Below are 17,359 nucleotides of genomic sequence, written 5' to 3' on the forward strand. Positions count from 1 at the left end.
ACGGCCCGCGCGGTGGCCGTGGCGCGGCTTATTATCATTGGGAAGCCAGGCAAGAATCGCGGCGAAGGTCACAGCGCCAATGATCGCAAAGACAAATAACGGCCCGGGAAGCCCGACAAACGGGAGCACGAACAATGGCGCGATGGCGGGGCCGAGAATCGTTCCAAGCCCGAATGACGAGGCCAACGCCGACAGCGCATTGACCCGCGCCACCCGGCGGGTGCGCGAGGCGAGATAGGCCTGGGTCGCCGACGGCGTGGCGCAGCCAAGCGAGCCATAAATCGCCCGGAACAGCGCGAAAATGGCGAAGGTGGCCGCCCCGCCGAGTGCGCCGTGCAACCCGGCGACGAGCGCTAGCCCGCACAAGGTCATCGAGACGATGAACCCGCCCAGCCCGAGCAAGATCAGCGGCTTGCGGCCGTGGGTGTCGCTCTTCGCCGCCCAATAAGGCGCGAATAATACCCACAGCACAGCCGACCAGGTGTAGGACAAGGCGACCCACAGATCGGCGATCCCGATCTCGCGACCAATCGCCGGCATCACCGACTGGAGCGCGGTGTTGCCGGCGGCCGCGACCAGCATCGCAGCGAACAATAGGACGAAGTGCGGCGTGGTCATCGCCGTCCCCGCGAGCTTGGCGGCTGGCTTGGCTGTGGTGGGCATCAACGTCCCCTAGCGGCGGCTCGGCACGGCGCAAAGCCGATCATCGCGACTTGCCAATGCGTTCCGCATTTGCCAACGCGAGGGCCGCAGTTTCCGCCGTCGGAGAATTCATGACCATTTCGTCTGCCCGCACGCTCAAGGGCCCGCGCCGCTTCGTCCGCCGGGTTGCGCACCGGGCGATCAGCCCGAAATGGCAATTCCTCCGCGGCTTCATCAAGAATCCGGTGATGGTCGGGTCGGTGATCCCGTCGAGCCGGGTATTGATCGACCGCATGCTCGGTCCGGTGAAATGGGACGAGGTCAAACTGTTCGTCGAGTATGGACCCGGCGTCGGCACCTTCACGCGCCCGATCCTCGACAAATTGCCGGCCGACGCGAAGTTGATCGCGATCGACACGAACGAGGATTTCATCAAGTTTCTCGGCAAGGAAATCGACGATCCCCGCTTGATCCTGGCGCATGGCTCGGCCGCCGATGTCGAGCAGATCGTCGCCGATCATGGCTTCCCGCATGCCGATTATGTGCTCTCAGGCCTGCCTTTTTCGACGCTTCCGCCGGGGGTAGGTGACGCGATCGGCGCCGCCACCTCGCGCGTGATCCGCGCTGGCGGAGCCTTCCTGGTCTATCAGTTTAGCCCCAAGGTGCGCGATTTCATCGCCCCCTTCTTCGAGCGCATCGATCGTGGGTTCGAGTGGATCAACGTTCCGCCGGCGACCCTGTTCTGGGCTTGGCGCGAGCCCGCCACCGCCTGAACCTTACTTCCCGCCGAAGTTAAGTCGGCGGGTCACCGTATAATCGGTGATGCTGACAACAAAGAACGACATCGCCCATTTGGCCCGGTTGATCATGGTCGATCGCCGTTTGTGGAGCGCGCGCGTTATCTCGACACAATCTTCGAGTTCGCCTTCGAAATAGACCCGCATCAGCGACGCGAATTCCGCATCTTCTACCCGCAGCATCATCTCCAGATTCAGGTAGATGCTGCGATAGTCGAAGTTGGATGAGCCGACATGCGCCACATCGTCGAGTACCAACAATTTGGAATGCAACCTGCTGCGTTGATATTCAAATACCCGCACCCCGCGCTTGAGCAGTCGCCCGTAGGTGAACCGAGCGGCCGCGATGGTGGTGGTATTGTCGGACTTGGCGGCGGTGACGATCCGCGCGCGGCCATGATCACCAATCCGCGCGATCCGTCGCAGCATCCCGCCGGGCGGGGCGAAGTAAGCCGCAATCATCTCGACGTCGCTGCCCCGCGCCAAGTCGCGGCAGGTCGAATTGATCCACGGCGACAAGCGCTGCATCGGTCCGCCAAACTGCCACTGCAGCTTGCCCGACGTCTCGCTGAAGCGATGGATGATCGCGCGGAGATCGCGAATTCTGCTGCCCTTGGTCATCGCCCAATCCATCAGCGCATCGAAATAGGGAATCAGCTTCGCCGCCGCCGGGCCTTCGACCATCAAACCAATATCGCGCCAGCCGCCATCGTCGGCAGGCTTGAAATAATCATCTTCGATGTTGAACCCGCCGATCATCACGCGATGGCCATCGGCCAGGGCGAGCTTCTGGTGATTGCGGATCAAATAGCGTCGGCCGAGACTCGGCAGGAAGCGACAGAATCGCGCGCCGGCTTCGCTCAATTGTTGAAAATAGTCTTCCGGGGTCTTCGAGCTGCCAAACCCGTCGATCAGCAGCGCAACCTCGACCCCGCGGTTGATCGCGTCGATCAATGCTTCACGGACCAACTCGCCCGAGCGGTCGTCGGCGAAGATATAATAAAGTAAGCGGAGGCTGCGCCGGGACGACGCGATCAGGTCCAGCAGCGCCTCGAGCCGGTCCGGACCATCGGGATAAAATGTCATCCGATTGCCGTCGACGGTGACGATACGGCTGAAGCTGGGGGCCGGGGGGCGGTGCATGGATCGTCTGTGGCGCGGCGTGGGCAACGGCGCAAGCGGGCCTTTTGGTTGACTATTGGACCAAGGCTGCCTATCTCGCCCGCTCTCCCAAATGGGCCAAACAAGATGCGGAGCGACCAATGGCGCGCGTGACGGTTGAAGATTGTGTTGACAAGATTCCGAACCGGTTCGACCTGGTGCTGATCGCGGCGCAGCGTGCGCGGCAGATCAGCGGCGGTGCCGACCTGACGATCGATCGCGATCGCGACAAGAATCCGGTCGTCGCCTTGCGCGAAATCGCCGAGGAAACGGTCAAGCCGAAGCATCTCGAGGAAACTATCGTCGGTAACCTGCAAAAGGTTCGCGTCGACGAGGAAGACGAGACGGATGAGCTGTCGTCGCTCAGCGAATCGGCCGAGGCACTTCGCCTTACGGCCGCCGCTCCGCCGCGCCCGACCCCGAGCGGCGGCGATTACGAGTAAGCTTTTCGCGTGACTGAGATCAAAAGGGCGGTCCTGCGGGGCCGCCCTTCTTCGGTCAGGCGCTGGCTGGCCGCTTGAGCGACGCGCCTGTGGTGCGCTCGATCCACATTAGCTCGCGTAGCGTAATTTCGCGCCCGTCCTGCGCATGGATCGCGATCCGCTGGATCGGCGCACCGTCGCGCTGGTCGGCGAGGATGATGTCCTGCTTGCCATGGCCCCAATCCTCGCCCCATTGCCGGAGCGCCAGCACCACCGGAAGCAACGCCTCCCCCTTCGCGCTCAATGAATAGACGACCTTGCGGCGATCGTCGGGATCGGCGCGGCGCTCGAGGATCCCGCCTTCGACCAGTTTGCCCAACCGATTCGACAGGATGTTGCGGGCGATTCCCAGGCCTGACTGGAATTGTTCGAAATGCTGGAGGCCGTTGAGCGCGCCGCGCAAAATCAGAAAAGCCCATTTCTCGCCGATCAGCTCGACCGCAGGCGGCAACGGGCAACGCAGCGCCGCAGCCCTGAATGCATCCATATCGGGAGCGTCCGTCAGGACCTGTCGATTCAACGCGTCACCCTCCAAGCGAATGATGATTGCATAGGTGGAATGGAAATAACAGTTGCAATGTGCAACCGACTTGGCATATTCAGTTGCAACCTGAAACGCAAATATGAGTGGAGCAAAACGCCATGATCCGCATCGCCACACTGATTGCCGCCGCCGTCACCCTGACCGCCGCCCCGGCCGTCGCGGGAAATTATTCGGCCAAGCCCATCAACCCGAGCAATGGACGGATCATCGCTCGCGACATTAGCTGGAATTGCGGCGCGGATGCCTGCCAGGGCAGCACCGAGGAAAGCCGTCCGGCCGTTCTGTGCCAGGGCCTTGCCAAGCGCGCCGGTACGTTGAGCAGCTTTGTCGCCAACGGGCGGGCGTTCAACGCCGCCGAACTCGCCAAGTGCAATCTCTCCGCCAAGGGCGTGAACAACGGTGCGACCGCCGTCGCGAACGCCAACTAAACTCCCCGGTCGCGCACCAATCGCGCGACCCTCGACTGGGCCGGTTCCGCATCCCTCCCGCGGGCCGGCCCTTTTTCGCACTTGCGAAATGGGCCCCGCTCCCCCCACATGGGCTTATGCTAAGGCAATATGAGCTGATCGAGAAGGTTCGGGCCTATGATCCCGATGCCGACGAGGGCCTGCTCAACCGCGCCTATGTGTTTTCGATGAAGGCGCATGGTGCCCAGGTCCGTGCCTCGGGCGACCCGTATTTCAGCCATCCGATCGAAGTTGCCGGCATCCTGACCGATCTCAAGCTCGACGATGAGACGATAGTTACCGCGATCCTCCACGATACGATCGAAGATACCGTCGCCACCCACGAGCAGATCGAGAAGCTCTTCGGTGCCAATGTCGCGCGGCTGGTCGACGGCGTGACCAAGCTCAGCAAGATCGAAGCGCAGTCCGAGAATGAGCGCGCCGCCGAGAATCTCCGCAAATTCCTCCTCGCGCTGTCGGACGACATCCGGGTCCTGCTGGTCAAGCTGGCCGACCGGCTGCACAATATGCGCACCCTCCATCACATCAAGAATGAGGAGAAACGGCGCCGCATCGCCAGGGAGACGATGGATATTTACGCCCCGCTGGCGGAGCGGATCGGCATGTATGAGATGATGACCGAGATGCAGACGCTGGCGTTCCGTGAGCTGGAGCCCGACGCGTTCGCCTCGATCAACCGGCGCCTCGCACAACTTCATTCCAGCGGCGGCGACCTCGTCAGCCGGATCGGACTCGGACTCCAGCTCCACCTCGCCGATCATTCGCTCGAAGCCGAGGTGATGGGGCGCGAAAAGCACCCCTTCTCGATCTGGAAAAAGATGGCCGAGCGGCACATCAGCTTCGAGCAATTGTCCGACGTGATGGCGTTCCGGGTGATCGTCGACAAGGTCGAGGATTGTTACCAGGCGCTCGGCTTGATCCACGAGCGCTGGCCGATGGTCCCGGGGCGCTTCAAGGATTTCATCTCGACCCCCAAGCGCAATGGCTATCGATCGCTCCACACCTCGGTGATCCACGACAGCAAGATGCGGATCGAGATCCAGATTCGCGACAAATCGATGCACGCCCAGGCCGAACGCGGGCTTGCGGCCCACTGGGCCTATAAGGAGCGCCGACCGGCCGACGACGTCAAAGTCCCGTGGATCGAGGATCTGGTCGAAATCCTCGACCATGCCGACAGTCCGGAAGAGCTACTCGAACACACCCGGATGGCGATGTACCAGGATCGGATCTTCGCCTTCACCCCCAAGGGCGAGTTGATCCAGCTGCCCAAGGGCGCGACCCCGGTCGACTTTGCTTATGCGGTCCATACTGCGCTCGGCGACAAGACCGTCGGTGCCAAGGTCAATGGCCGCGTGGTCCCGCTGCGTACGTTGCTCGACAATGGCGACCAGGTCGAAATCCTGATTTCCGACGCGCAGCATCCCCAGCCGAGCTGGCTGCGGTTCGTCGTCACCGGCAAGGCGCGCTCGTCCGTTCGGCGCTTCGTCCGACACAAGGAACGCGACGAGACGATCGAACTTGGCCACAAGATTTACGACGAAATCGTCGCACGCCTGCCCGCGCCATTGGCCAAGGACGCGCTCGGCAAGGCGGTCAAGAAATTGCGGCTGGACGATGCCGATTCGTTGATGATCGGCATCGCGCGCAAACGCTTCCCTGACGAGGCGGTGATGGAGGCGCTGCAGCCTGGATCGGCGGGCACGGACATCGCGCCGCGACCATCGGCCCAGCGGCAGGCGATTTCGATCAAGGGGCTGACGCCTGGCGTCGCCTTCAGTCTCGCCAATTGCTGCCATCCGATCCCCGGCGACCGCATCGTCGGCCTGCGCCGCGAAGATGAGAGCATTGAGGTGCACGTCATCGGGTGCGACAATCTGGCCAGTGGAATCGATGCCGACTGGCTCGATTTGGCATGGGGCGACGAAAGCGATGGCGGCACCGCGCGTCTATGCGTGATCCTGCGCGATGTCGCTGGCGCGCTTGGCGAAATGGCGGGGATATTGGGCGCGCAGGGGGCCAATATCGTCAACCTGCACCTCGCCCACCGCGATGGCAGCTTTCACACCTTCCATCTCGACGTCGAAGTGCACGACCTCGGCCACCTCCACTCGTTGCTCGCCGCCTTGCGCTCAGTCGATTCGGTATCGAACGCCGAGCGTATGTAAGCTTGCTCAGGCGGCGCGTGGCCGGCGCAGTGCGTCCGCGCCGCCTGCGGCGAGCACCGCCAAGGTCAGCAAGTCGGACGAACTGGCGGTCATCGGTGCAATCTGGACCGGCAGTGCCATCCCCATCAGATACGGTCCGAGCACACTTTCCCCGCCCAGCGCGCGGAGCAATTTGGCCGAGATATTGGCCGACTGCAGCCCCGGCATGATCAAGATGTTGGCCGGGCCGGTAAGCCTGCTGAACGGGTAGAATTTGGCCTGCATCTCGTGATTGAGCGCGACGTCCGGACCCATTTCGCCTTCATATTCGAAATCGGTGACGAGCGTATCGAGCAATTTCACCGCGTCGCGAAGCTCGGCGATGTGTCGGCCAGGCGGGTTGCCGAACGTGGTGTAGCTGATGAACGCGATCCGCGGCTCCTGCCCCATCCGGCGCGAGAAAGCCGCGCTGCGCAGCGCGATTGCGGCATATTGCTCGGCGGTCGGGCGCTCAGTCACCGCGGTGTCGGCGATCAGCACCGTCTGGTGCCGCCCGACGATGATATTGAGCCCGAACGGCGTGCCGCCTTCTTCATCGTCGATCACCGCGCGGACCTGCCCCAGCGACTGGCTGAACGGGCGCGTGGTACCGGTGATCATCGCATCGCCTTCCCCCAGCGCGAGCATCGCCGCAGCAAAGGTGTTGCGGTCCTGGTTGACCATCCGCTCGACTTCGCGACGGAGCAGGCCGTGGCGCTGGCGCTTGGCGTAAATATACTCGACCGCGCGGCCGACCAAAGGCGAATTGCGGCTGTTGAGCACGACATAGCTTGACGGGTCGTCGACCCCGAGTTCGCGCAATTGATCATAGACTTCATCGCGACCGACCAGCACCGGAGTGCCGAAACCGCCCTCCTTGAAGGCAATTGCAGCGCGAACGACGTTGGGCTCCTCCCCTTCCGCGAACAGCACGCGCTTGGGGTTGGAGCGAGCAGCTTCATAAGCGAGACTCATCACCGACACGGTCGGATTGAGCCGCGCGCGGAGCGACTGGCGATAGGCGCGCATGTCGGCGATCGGCTTCTGCGCAACACCGGTGTCCATCGCCGCCTGGGCGACGGCGGCGGGAATGACCTCGATCAGGCGCGGGTCGAATGGCGCAGGGATGATGTAATCGGGCCCGAACGATTGCGACAGTCCGCCATAGGCCGCCGCGACCTCCTCGGGCACCGGCTCGCGCGCCAGCGCGGCCAGCGCGTTGGCGGCGGCGATCTTCATTTCCTCGTTGATCCCGGTGGCGCGGACATCGAGCGCGCCGCGGAAAATGAACGGGAAGCCAAGGACGTTATTGACCTGGTTGGGATAGTCCGAGCGGCCGGTAGCGACGATCGCATCGGGCCGCGCCGCCTTGGCTTCGGGCGGGGTGATTTCGGGGTCGGGATTGGCCATCGCGAAGATGATCGGTGACGGCGCCATGCCGATCACCATCTCGGGCTTGAGCGCGCCGGCGGCGGACAGGCCGAGGAACACGTCGGCACCGATCAGCGCCTCGCCCACGCTCCGCGCTTCGGTCGGCACCGCATGCGCCGACTTGAACTGGTCCATATTGTCGCGCCCTGGATACAGCGGACCCGTCCGATCGCACATGATCACACTGGCATGGGGCACGCCCATCGCCTTGATCAATTCGGTGCAGGCAATCGCCGCCGCGCCGGCGCCGTTGACCACGACCTTGATGTCCTTCAGCGCACGGTTGGTCAGGTGGCAGGCGTTGATCAGGCCCGCTGCTGTGATGATTGCGGTGCCATGCTGGTCGTCATGGAACACCGGAATGTTCATCCGCTCCTTCAAGGCAGCTTCGATGATGAAGCATTCGGGGGCGGCAATATCTTCGAGGTTGATCCCACCAAAGCTCGGCCCGAGCAATTCGACGCACTGGATAAAGCGTTCGGCATCCTCGGTGTCGACTTCGAGATCGATCGAATCGACGTCGGCGAAGCGCTTGAACAGCACCGCTTTGCCTTCCATCACCGGCTTCGACGCAAGCGCACCGAGATTGCCGAGCCCGAGGATCGCGGTGCCGTTGGAGATGACCGCGACGAGGTTGCCCTTGGCGGTGTAATCATAGGCTTTGCTCGGATCCTTGGCGATTTCCTCGACCGGGACGGCGACGCCGGGCGAATAAGCCAGGCTGAGGTCGCGCTGGGTCGCCATCGGCTTGGACGCGATGATCTCGATCTTGCCGGGGCGACCGCGGCTATGGAAATCCAACGCTTCGTCGCGCGTGAATTTGACGTTGCTCTCGTTCATTCTGGCTCCTTGGATGGAGGCGCTGTAGCGGGCTTTGGGGCAAAGAGTCACCCTCGCTTGGGAGGCGGTTTGCGGCTACGACCAAGCGGCTATGGCCCGCTCCGACGCCCCCCAGACTGCGCAGACTCCAATGATGGCGCAATATCACCGCCTCAAGGCCGAGGCGGGCGACGCTCTATTATTCTATCGCATGGGCGATTTCTTCGAACTGTTCTTCGACGATGCCAAGGCTGCGGCGGCCAGCCTCGACATCGCATTGACCAAGCGCGGCAGCGATGGCGGCGAGCCGATCGCAATGTGCGGCGTGCCAGTCCATTCGGCCGAAACCTACCTCGCGCGGCTGATCCGCGCCGGGCATCGGGTGGCGATTGCCGAGCAAATCGAGAGTCCCGCCGAAGCACGCAAGGCGCGCGGATCAAAGGCGCTGGTCGACCGCGCCATAGTCCGGCTGGTGACCCCGGGTACGCTGACCGAGGACGCCTTGCTTGCCCCGGCATCGGCCAATTGGCTGGCGGCAGTGGCCAAGGTGGGCGACGAATGGGGAATCGCCGCCGCCGACATTTCGACCGGGCGGTTCGAGTTGGTGTTGTGCGGGCCGGGCGAGTTGAAGTCCGAGCTGGCGCGGCTGTCCCCCGCCGAGACCATCGCCGACGGTAAGGTGCCGGGGATTGCGACCGAGGCGGGCAAGGGCGGCTTCGACAGTGCGGCGGGCGAGCGCGCGCTCAAGGGGCGTTTCGGGGTGGCGAGCCTCGACGGGTTCGGCGATCCGGGGCGGGCCGAGCTGGCGGCGGCGGGCGGATTGCTGGCGTATCTCGACGCGACGCAGAAGAATGCGGGGCAATATCTGTCGGCGCCGCGGCGAATATCTCGGGCGATGCATGTCGCAATCGATTCCGCGACCCGCGACAGCTTGGAGATTTGCCGGTCGGTGAGTGGGGGGATTGCGGGGAGCTTGCTTGGCGAGATTGATCGCTGTGTGACGGCGGCGGGGCGGCGGTTGCTGGCGGGCGACTTGGCCGCGCCGCTGACCGAGCGCGGGCCGATCGAGGCGCGGCTGGCGCTGGTGCAGCATTTCCATGACGATCAGGTGCACCGCGAGCGGGTGCGAGTCGCACTGCGAGCATCATATGATTTGAGTCGCGCATTGGGACGACTGGTGGCGGGTCGTGGGGGGCCGAGGGACCTTGGGCAATTGCGTGACGGGCTAATCTGCGCGGCGCAATTGAGAGAAGAATTAGAGCGAAAAGATGAGCGTCCTCAATTGCTTGGCGCGCTATTGCCCGAGCTTGGCGGGCATGCCGAATTGACCGACCGACTGGGCGCGGCCCTGGTCGCAGAGCCACCGATCGACGCGGCCAAGGGCGGCTATATTGCCGAGGGTTATGACGCCGCGCTCGACGCATTGCGGGTGGCCAGCAGCGACGGTCGGCGCGCGATTGCGGCATTGGAGGCACGCTATCGCGACGCAACCGGGATCGCGACGCTCAAGATCCGCCACAATGCCGTGCTCGGTTATCATGTCGAGGTCGGCGCGAAGCATGGCGACCGGCTGATGGCCGAGGGCAGCGGCTTCACCCATCGCCAGACGCTGGCCGGGGCGGTGCGGTTCAACTCGACCGACCTCCATGCCGAGGCGAGCCGGGTGGTCGAGGCAGGCGGCCATGCCCTCGCCGCCGAGGCAGCGCATCTCGAGGAACTGACCGCGCACGCGGTCGCGGCGGCGGCGCGGATCGGGATCACCGCTGATGCCTGCGCACGGATCGACGTTGCGGCGGGCAATGCGGCGCGCGCGGCGGAGAGCCAGTGGACCGCGCCGAGCCTGACCGACGAGCCATGCCTGGAGATTGACGGCGGGCGCCACCCGGTGGTCGAAGCGGCGCTGGCGGGAGGCGGCGAGCGGTTCATCGCCAATGATCTGAGCCTTGGCCCCAATGATCGCCTGTGGCTGATCACCGGGCCGAACATGGGCGGCAAGTCGACCTTCCTGCGGCAAGCGGCGCTAATCGTGTTGCTCGCGCAGGCGGGCTGTTTCGTTCCCGCCACGCGCGCCAGGATCGGGCTGGTCGACCGACTGTTCAGCCGGGTCGGAGCATCTGACAATCTGGCGCGCGGGCGATCGACCTTCATGGTCGAAATGGTCGAGACCGCCGCGATCCTGGCCCAGGCCACCCCGCGCAGCCTGGTCATCCTCGACGAAATCGGACGCGGCACATCGACCTATGACGGGCTGGCGATTGCCTGGGCCGTGGTCGAGGCGATGCATGACGAGGTGCGCGCAAGGACGCTATTCGCAACCCATTATCACGAGCTGACGCGGCTCGCCGACCGGCTCGATGCCTTGTCGCTCCACCATGTCCGCGCGCGCGAATGGAAAGGCGACCTCGTCCTGCTCCACGAGCTTGCCGACGGCCCCGCCGACCGCAGTTACGGGATCGCGGTGGCGCGGCTGGCGGGCTTGCCGCCGACAGTGGTGGCGCGCGCCAAGTCGGTCCTTGCCAAGCTGGAAGCGGGCCGCGACGCCACCGGCGGGATCGCCGCCGGTCTCGACGATTTGCCCTTGTTCGCCGCCGCTTTGCCCGAGCCGGCGGTCGATCCGCTGGCCGCCGCGATCGACGCGATCCACCCCGACCAACTGACCCCGCGCGAGGCGCTCGACGCGCTGTACGAGCTGAAGCGGGTCGCGGCGGGGAACGGCTGATGCCCAGTCCACGGTTCAATCTTGTCGAGGAACGACGCGCGATCATCGACCGGCGCTCGGTGGCGGATCGGATCGCCGCGGCGCCGGGGTCGGGCGGCGCTATTTTGGCCGAAGCGTTGGCCGCCGGTCGCGCTGAGATCGAGCGGCGGTTGATCGCCAACCCGTCGCGCGGGCGGATGGCGGCGGCATCCTACGCTTTCCTTGCCGACCAGATCGTTCGGCTGGCCTATGATCATGCCGCAGCGCGGAACGGCGGCGCGGTGGCGGCGCGCATCGCGGTGGTCGGCATCGGCGGCACCGGTCGGGGTGAGATGGCGCCCTATAGCGACATCGACTTGCTGTTCCTCGACCGGCCGGGCGATTCCGCCAAGGCCGCGCCGCTGATCGAGGCAACGCTCTACACCTTGTGGGATCTGAAACTGAAGATCGGCCATGCGGTCCGCACCCCAGACGAACTGATTGCCTTGTCCAAGGCCGACATGAGCATTCGCACCGCCTTCCTGGAGGCGCGGTGGATGTGGGGCGATGCGGGCCTGTTCGACAGCGCCAATGCGCGGTTTCGCAAGGAAGTGGTGGCGGGGAGCGGGAAGGCATTCGTCGCGGCGAAACTGGCCGAGCGCGACGAGCGCCACATCCGCACCGGGGACAGCCGGTACCTGGTGGAGCCCAATGTCAAGGACGGCAAGGGCGGCTTGCGCGATCTCCACACCTTATATTGGATCGCCAACCATTTGTTCGGGATCGAGCGCGGCCAGGGCATGGTCGAGGCCGGACTGCTCAGCGCGCAGGAATATCGCCGGTTCGAGCGCGCCGAGCGGTTCCTGTGGTCGGTGCGCTGTCACCTGCACCTCGCCGCCGGGCGGGCAGAGGAGCGGCTTGGGTTCGACAGCCAAGCCGGGGTGGCGCGGGCGCTTCGCTATGCCGAGCGGCCGGGCAAATCGGCGGTCGAACGGTTCATGCAATTCTACTTCCTGCAGGCCAAGGCGGTCGGCGATCTGACCGGATTTTTCCTGGCCCAGATCGACGAGCAAATGGCGCGCGAGGGACGCCGCTTCGTCCTACCCACCTTCCGCCGCCGGCCGGCCAAGCTCAACGGCTTCAGCCTCGATCGCGGGCGGTTGTCGATTCCCAATGACGGGTTTCTCGCCGAACGACCGGTGCGGCTGGTCGAGCTGTTTTCGCTGGCCGCGCGCGAAGGGCTGGAAGTGCACCCGAGCGCGATGCGGGCGGCGGCGCGCGATGTGCGACTGGTCGACCAGGTACGCGACGATCCCGCCGCCAACGCCTTGTTCCTCGATGTGCTGACGAACAAGGCAGCGCCCGATCTGGTGCTTCGCTGGATGAATGAGGCGGGGGTGTTCGGCCGCTTCGTGCCCGACTTCGGCAAGGTCGTCGCGCAGATGCAGTTCGACATGTATCACCATTATACGGTCGACGAGCATTCGATCCGCGCGATCGGGTTGCTGGCCAAGATCGAGCGCGGCGAGCTGGCCGAGGATCATCCGCTGGCGACTGCCTTGTTCCGCCAGATCGGATCGCGCCGGACGCTCTACGTCGCGGTCTTGCTGCACGATATCGCCAAGGGGCGGCAGGGCGATCACAGCGTGCTTGGCGAGGCGGTGGCGCATGCGCTTGGGCCGCGCTTCGGACTGGACCCGGCGGAGACCGAGACGGTAGCGTGGCTGGTACGCAATCACCTGCTGATGTCCGCCACCGCGTTCAAGCGCGACCTGGCCGATCCCAAGACGATCGACGATTTCGCCGCTGCGGTGCAAAGCCCCGAGCGGCTGCGGCTGCTGCTGATGCTGACCGTGGTCGATATTCGCGCGGTCGGGCCGGGCACGTGGAATGCGTGGAAGCGACAATTGCTCAAGACCCTGTACGACGCGGCGGAGGAACGGCTCCGGCTGGGGCACAAGCAGCGTGGGCGGGGCGAGCAAGTCGCGTGGCGGCAGGCCGAATTGGCGAAGCAGCTCGGCTGGTCCGGCGCGGCGGCGCGGGCGCATGCGCGGCGATTGCCCGACAGTTACTGGCTGGCCGAACCACCGGCGTGGCAAATCGCCAATGCACGCAAGATTGCTGCGGCGGAATCGCGCATCGGCGACCTGCTGCCGAGCGTGGTCGCGGGCGATGTGGTGGGATCGGGCGCGACCCGGATCAGCATCTTCGCGCCCGATCGACCGGGGCTGTTTTACCGTATCGCAGCGGCGCTTGCGGGGGCCGGGGCGTCGATCATCGATGCCCGAATCCACACCAGCCGCGACGGCATGGCGATCGACAATATGCTGGTCCAGGACGCGCAGCGGCGCGCTTATGGCGACCGGAAATTACGGTCGCGGCTGGTCAAGGCGGTCGAACGGGCGCTGGCCGAAGGGGAATTGCCCGCGCTGCCGCCGAGCCCGCCGCTCGCCCGCCGCCGCGCCGCCTTTGCCGTCGCGCCGTCTGTGGTGATTGCCGAACGAGCGTCGACCCGCACCACGGTGGTCGAGGTCAATGCGAGCGACCAGAGCGGGCTGCTGGCGCGGCTGGCGCTGGCGATCCATGAGCTCGGGTTACAGATCCATTCGGCGCATATCGCGACTTATGGCGCGCGCGCGATCGATACATTTTACCTAACCAATGCCGCCGGACGAAAATTGTCGGCCGAGGAGACCGCCGCCTTGCGCGCCGCTGTGCTCCATGCGGTCGGGCGCGCCGACACGGCCAGCCGCGCGGCCTGACCGGGCGCAACCAGCACATCGCATAAGAAAAGGGCCCCGCCGGATGGCGAGGCCCTTTCCTGTTCCTCTATGTGCCTTAGCCTTTTTCCGGCTCCGGCGGCGGCGGCGGCGGTGGTGGCGGCGGCGGGCAAGCGTCCGATGCCAGGATCACCGTTCCGTCGGCGCAGGTCTGGGTCGCTGCTGGCGGCGGCGGCGGCGGCGGCAATTCGACCACCGGCGGGGCCGCCTCCACCGGGCGGGCAGCACGGAACTTGGCCTTGAGCGTCATGCCGAACGTCCGCGGCTCGCCGAGGAAGGCACTGAACAGCTGGGTCGCGCGGTTCGGGAAGCCGGTGCCCGGCAGCAAAGCAGTGCAATAACCCGCTTGCGCGCCACGCTCGGTGCAGCTGCCCTGCAGCGGCGAGTCGAATGCCACTTGCTTGTAATTGGCATTGAACATGTTTTGCACCCACAGCTCGACGCCCCACATGCCGTCGCGGCCGGTCAGGCCGAGGCGGCCGTTGACCACCGAGAAGCCGGCCTGATTCTTTTCGATATCGAGATCCGACCCGGTGTTGAAGCTGCTGACGTGGCGGGCATCGACATAGAGTAAGCCGCGCAGCCCGTTCGAGCCGATCGGCGGGGTCCAGCTGAACGAGCCGGTGACCGACAGTTCGGGCGCGTTGGACAGGTTGCGCCCCGGCAGCTGGAACAATTGGTTGGACAAGGGCGCGCCATTGGCACCGACCAGCTCCTGCTTATACTTGGTCTGGACGTAGGTCAGGCCAGCGTTGATCCGCGCGTTGCGGAACGGACGGGTGAAAATCTCGAGCTCGGCGCCCTGCGAGCGGACGCCGGACTTGATCTTGCCGTTGCAGGCGCCGGTAAGCGAGCTGCTGTCGGTATCGGCACCGCCAAGGCTGTCGCCGCAGCTGTTGACCGTCGCAACCTCGAAGTTGAGGCCGTTGAAGGTGTTGAGCTGGAAGTCCTTGAAGTCCTGCCGGAACAAGGCGAGGTTTATGTCGATCCCGCGGCCGTTATACTTCATCCCGAGCTCGAACGCATTGTTGATTTCGGGGTTGAACTGGAGTGAGCGGACCAGCGCGCTGGACAAAATTGCACCATTGCCCCGACTGCGCGGCAGTGCGGCACGGTCAAGGTTGAAGCCACCCGCCTTATAGCCGCGCGAGAAGCTGCCGTAGACCAGGATTTCGTCGACCGGCTTCCAGCTGAGGACCGCCGTTCCGGTCCACTTGTTTTCCTTCTTGGTGTCGCTGTCGGAATAAGAGCCACCGGGTGCCGACGGAATGACGCACGGCAGGGTCTGAAGCGAGTTCAAGGTCGCCGAGCCAGAGAAGAACGCGCACAACGTATTGTTGTCGCGCAACTGTGCGTCGAGATCTTTCTTATCGTGCGTGAAACGGACCCCGAGGGTCAATTTCAAGCGGTCGGTCAGGCTGATGATATTGTGGGTGAAGGCCGAGAAGTTGGTGTCGGTCTGATTATATTCGTCCTCCGTCCCAACGCCGCTGAAGGTTTGCAGACCCGACAGGTTGCTGAACCCGCTGTTGACGAACGGCGCGCCGCTGAAGTTGGTCGTGACGAACGCGTCGGCCGGAAGCCGGGCGAACGCACTGAGCACCGTAAACTGCCCGGCGATTGCGGCCTGAAGCGGTGCATTGCCCGCAGCGGCGAGGAATTGCGCTTCGAGCGCCGACCGCACGCCGCTTGCGACCGCCGAGTTGAAGCACGTCGGGCTGCTGGTCTGAAGCAGCGCCGGCTGCCCGGTGCCGTTAACGAAGTTGTTGGCGACCAGGCAGTTGGCGTAGCGCGAGTAATCCGCACCGTAGGACAGATTGTCCTTCACGCGCAATTTTTCGGACATGAAGAAGCCGCCGACCAGCCAGTCGAGCCGATCACCGAACGCCTTGCCCTGAAGCCGCAGTTCCTGGGTGAAGGTCTTGAAGCGGTTGGCCGAGCCGCCGCTGCCGTCGCGATACAGGATGTCGAGATTGTTAAAATCGGCATCCTGGCCGCGCTGCAATTCGTTGAAGCGGTAGGCGGTGATCGAGGTTAGCTCGGCGCCGCCAAAATCGTAATTGATCTCGGCCGATAGGCCATAATCGACGACGTCGCTGTTGTAGCTGCGCCCGGGGGTGATGGAAACGTCGCGATCATAGGGATCGTCATTGATGATCGCGCCAAGACCGCGTTCGATGCGAGCGATCGTCGATGGCTGGGTCAAGCCGGTGTTGGGTCCGGTCGCAGTGAAATCGCGGGTGGGCAGATAAACCGCTGCGCAGCATTCCTCGTTGCGCTTCGAATAATCGCCGATCAGCCGAACCGACAGGCTGTCGGTCGGTTGATACAGGATTTGGCCGCGCAGCAGGTAGCGGCTGCGATCGTTCACCCGGTCGCCCGAAATGACGTCCTTGAGAAAGCCGTCGCGCTTCATGTACACGCCATCGATACGGGCAGCGATCGTATCGGTGATCGGCCCGGTCACGCCAAGATCGATGCGGCGCAGATTATAATTGCCGATCGTCGCTTCGCCATACGCCTCGGTCGTGAACTTCGGCTTAGAGGTGATGACGTGGATCAGGCCCGACGAGGCGTTGCGGCCGAACAGGGTGCCCTGCGGACCGCGCAACACTTCTACCCGCTCGACCGGCCCAAGCTCGGTCAGGCCGGTACCGATGCGACTGCGATAAACACCGTCGATGAAGATCGCGACCGAGCTTTCGAGGCCAGGATTGTCACCGACCGTGCCGATGCCGCGGATGCGGGCGCCGCCAGCGCCGGCTTCCGACGAGGTCGAAGAGACCAGCAGCGATGGGCTGACCTGGTTGAGGCCGCGCAAATCGACCGCGCCCGAATTTTTGATCGTGTCGGCCGAGATTGCCGACACTGCCAGCGGGACATCGCTGAGCGCTTCACTGCGGCGAGTCGCGGTGACGATGATCGCGTCCGAATCGACCGCTTCGGCGGCCTGAGCCGCGCTGTCGACCGATGCGGCCTCGAGCGGCGCTTCGGACGGCGTTGCCGGCGGTGCGGTGGTGGTCTGGGCGAAAGCAGGGGTCGAAAGAACCGTTAGTCCAGCCGAAAGCAGCCAAATCGATTTGCGCATATTATCCTCCCAAATTCCGGTCGCGACTTTTGTCAGTCGCGTTACGGTTCGAGGGGAAAGCTAATCCAAGCCGCCGCGACAGGGAAGCGAAGCAAGCGGTCACGTTGCGCGAAAGCTGAGCTTTGCGACAAAAATGCATCACGTATGTGGAACGACCCGGTTTCCGTAGCGGAAGCTATTTGGGCGACAGCACCATCAGCATCTGGCGACCTTCCATCCGCGGATGGGCCTCGATCTTGGAAATGCTCGAGGTTTCCTCCGCCGCGCGCTGGAGCACCGCCATGC

The 17,359-nt window shown here is 64.4% G+C and carries 11 protein-coding genes and 1 pseudogene; 6 read left to right on the forward strand and 6 right to left on the reverse strand.

What is annotated here, in order from left to right:
- Window positions 1-663, reverse strand: a 663-nt coding sequence (locus RMN73_RS02555; RefSeq protein ID WP_309601750.1) for an MFS transporter, incomplete at its 3' end; no start/stop codon positions are given.
- A 110-nt stretch (window positions 664-773) separates the two neighbouring features.
- Between RMN73_RS02555 and RMN73_RS02560 the strand changes: the two genes are divergently transcribed.
- Window positions 774-1,415, forward strand: a complete 642-nt coding sequence (locus tag RMN73_RS02560; RefSeq protein ID WP_309601751.1) for a methyltransferase — start codon at window positions 774-776, stop codon at window positions 1,413-1,415.
- A gap of 3 nt (window positions 1,416-1,418) precedes the next feature.
- On the opposite strand, the gene RMN73_RS02565 is transcribed toward RMN73_RS02560, so the two are convergent.
- Window positions 1,419-2,582, reverse strand: coding sequence for a phosphatidylserine/phosphatidylglycerophosphate/cardiolipin synthase family protein (locus tag RMN73_RS02565; protein WP_309601752.1), 1,164 nt, complete (start codon window positions 2,580-2,582; stop codon window positions 1,419-1,421).
- A gap of 119 nt (window positions 2,583-2,701) precedes the next feature.
- On the opposite strand from RMN73_RS02565, the gene rpoZ reads away from it, so the two are divergent.
- Window positions 2,702-3,043 (forward strand): DNA-directed RNA polymerase subunit omega, encoded by a 342-nt coding sequence (gene rpoZ, locus RMN73_RS02570; RefSeq protein ID WP_309601753.1) that lies wholly within the window; start codon window positions 2,702-2,704, stop codon window positions 3,041-3,043.
- A gap of 55 nt (window positions 3,044-3,098) precedes the next feature.
- Here rpoZ and RMN73_RS02575 read toward each other — a convergent pair whose 3' ends face one another.
- Complete coding sequence (locus tag RMN73_RS02575) at window positions 3,099-3,569, reverse strand: helix-turn-helix domain-containing protein (protein WP_309601754.1); 471 nt, start codon at window positions 3,567-3,569, stop codon at window positions 3,099-3,101.
- Between the two features lie 155 nt (window positions 3,570-3,724).
- On the opposite strand from RMN73_RS02575, the gene RMN73_RS02580 reads away from it, so the two are divergent.
- Window positions 3,725-4,054: a CC_3452 family protein gene (locus RMN73_RS02580; protein WP_309601755.1), complete on the forward strand. Its 330-nt coding sequence runs from the start codon at window positions 3,725-3,727 to the stop codon at window positions 4,052-4,054.
- A 116-nt stretch (window positions 4,055-4,170) separates the two neighbouring features.
- Entirely contained in the window at window positions 4,171-6,261 is a 2,091-nt protein-coding gene (locus tag RMN73_RS02585; protein WP_309601756.1) for a bifunctional (p)ppGpp synthetase/guanosine-3',5'-bis(diphosphate) 3'-pyrophosphohydrolase, read from the forward strand.
- 6 nt (window positions 6,262-6,267) lie between these two features.
- On the opposite strand, the gene RMN73_RS02590 is transcribed toward RMN73_RS02585, so the two are convergent.
- Window positions 6,268-8,550: an NADP-dependent malic enzyme gene (locus RMN73_RS02590; RefSeq protein WP_309601757.1), complete on the reverse strand. Its 2,283-nt coding sequence runs from the start codon at window positions 8,548-8,550 to the stop codon at window positions 6,268-6,270.
- Window positions 8,551-8,641: 91 nt separating this feature from the next.
- Between RMN73_RS02590 and mutS the strand changes: the two genes are divergently transcribed.
- Both mutS and RMN73_RS02600 read left to right on the forward strand, forming a co-directional pair.
- The gene (mutS, locus tag RMN73_RS02595; RefSeq protein ID WP_309601758.1) at window positions 8,642-11,248 is read left to right on the forward strand and encodes a DNA mismatch repair protein MutS; all 2,607 of its coding nucleotides are present in this window, start codon (window positions 8,642-8,644) and stop codon (window positions 11,246-11,248) included.
- Complete coding sequence (locus RMN73_RS02600; RefSeq protein WP_309601759.1) at window positions 11,248-13,968, forward strand: [protein-PII] uridylyltransferase; 2,721 nt, start codon at window positions 11,248-11,250, stop codon at window positions 13,966-13,968. The genes mutS and RMN73_RS02600 overlap by 1 nt, the downstream gene beginning before the upstream one ends.
- A 76-nt stretch (window positions 13,969-14,044) precedes the next feature.
- On the opposite strand, the gene RMN73_RS02605 is transcribed toward RMN73_RS02600, so the two are convergent.
- Both RMN73_RS02605 and RMN73_RS02610 read right to left on the reverse strand, forming a co-directional pair.
- Window positions 14,045-17,074 carry a TonB-dependent receptor gene (locus RMN73_RS02605; protein WP_309601760.1) on the reverse strand — a complete coding sequence of 1,010 codons (3,030 nt, stop codon included), beginning with the start codon at window positions 17,072-17,074 and terminating at the stop codon, window positions 14,045-14,047.
- A 175-nt stretch (window positions 17,075-17,249) separates the two neighbouring features.
- A pseudogene (locus RMN73_RS02610) lies at window positions 17,250-17,359 on the reverse strand (translation initiation factor IF-3); the annotation flags it as partial.

The organism is Sphingomonas sp., assembly GCF_031372575.1.
In the GTDB taxonomy this organism is placed as follows: domain Bacteria; phylum Pseudomonadota; class Alphaproteobacteria; order Sphingomonadales; family Sphingomonadaceae; genus Sphingomicrobium.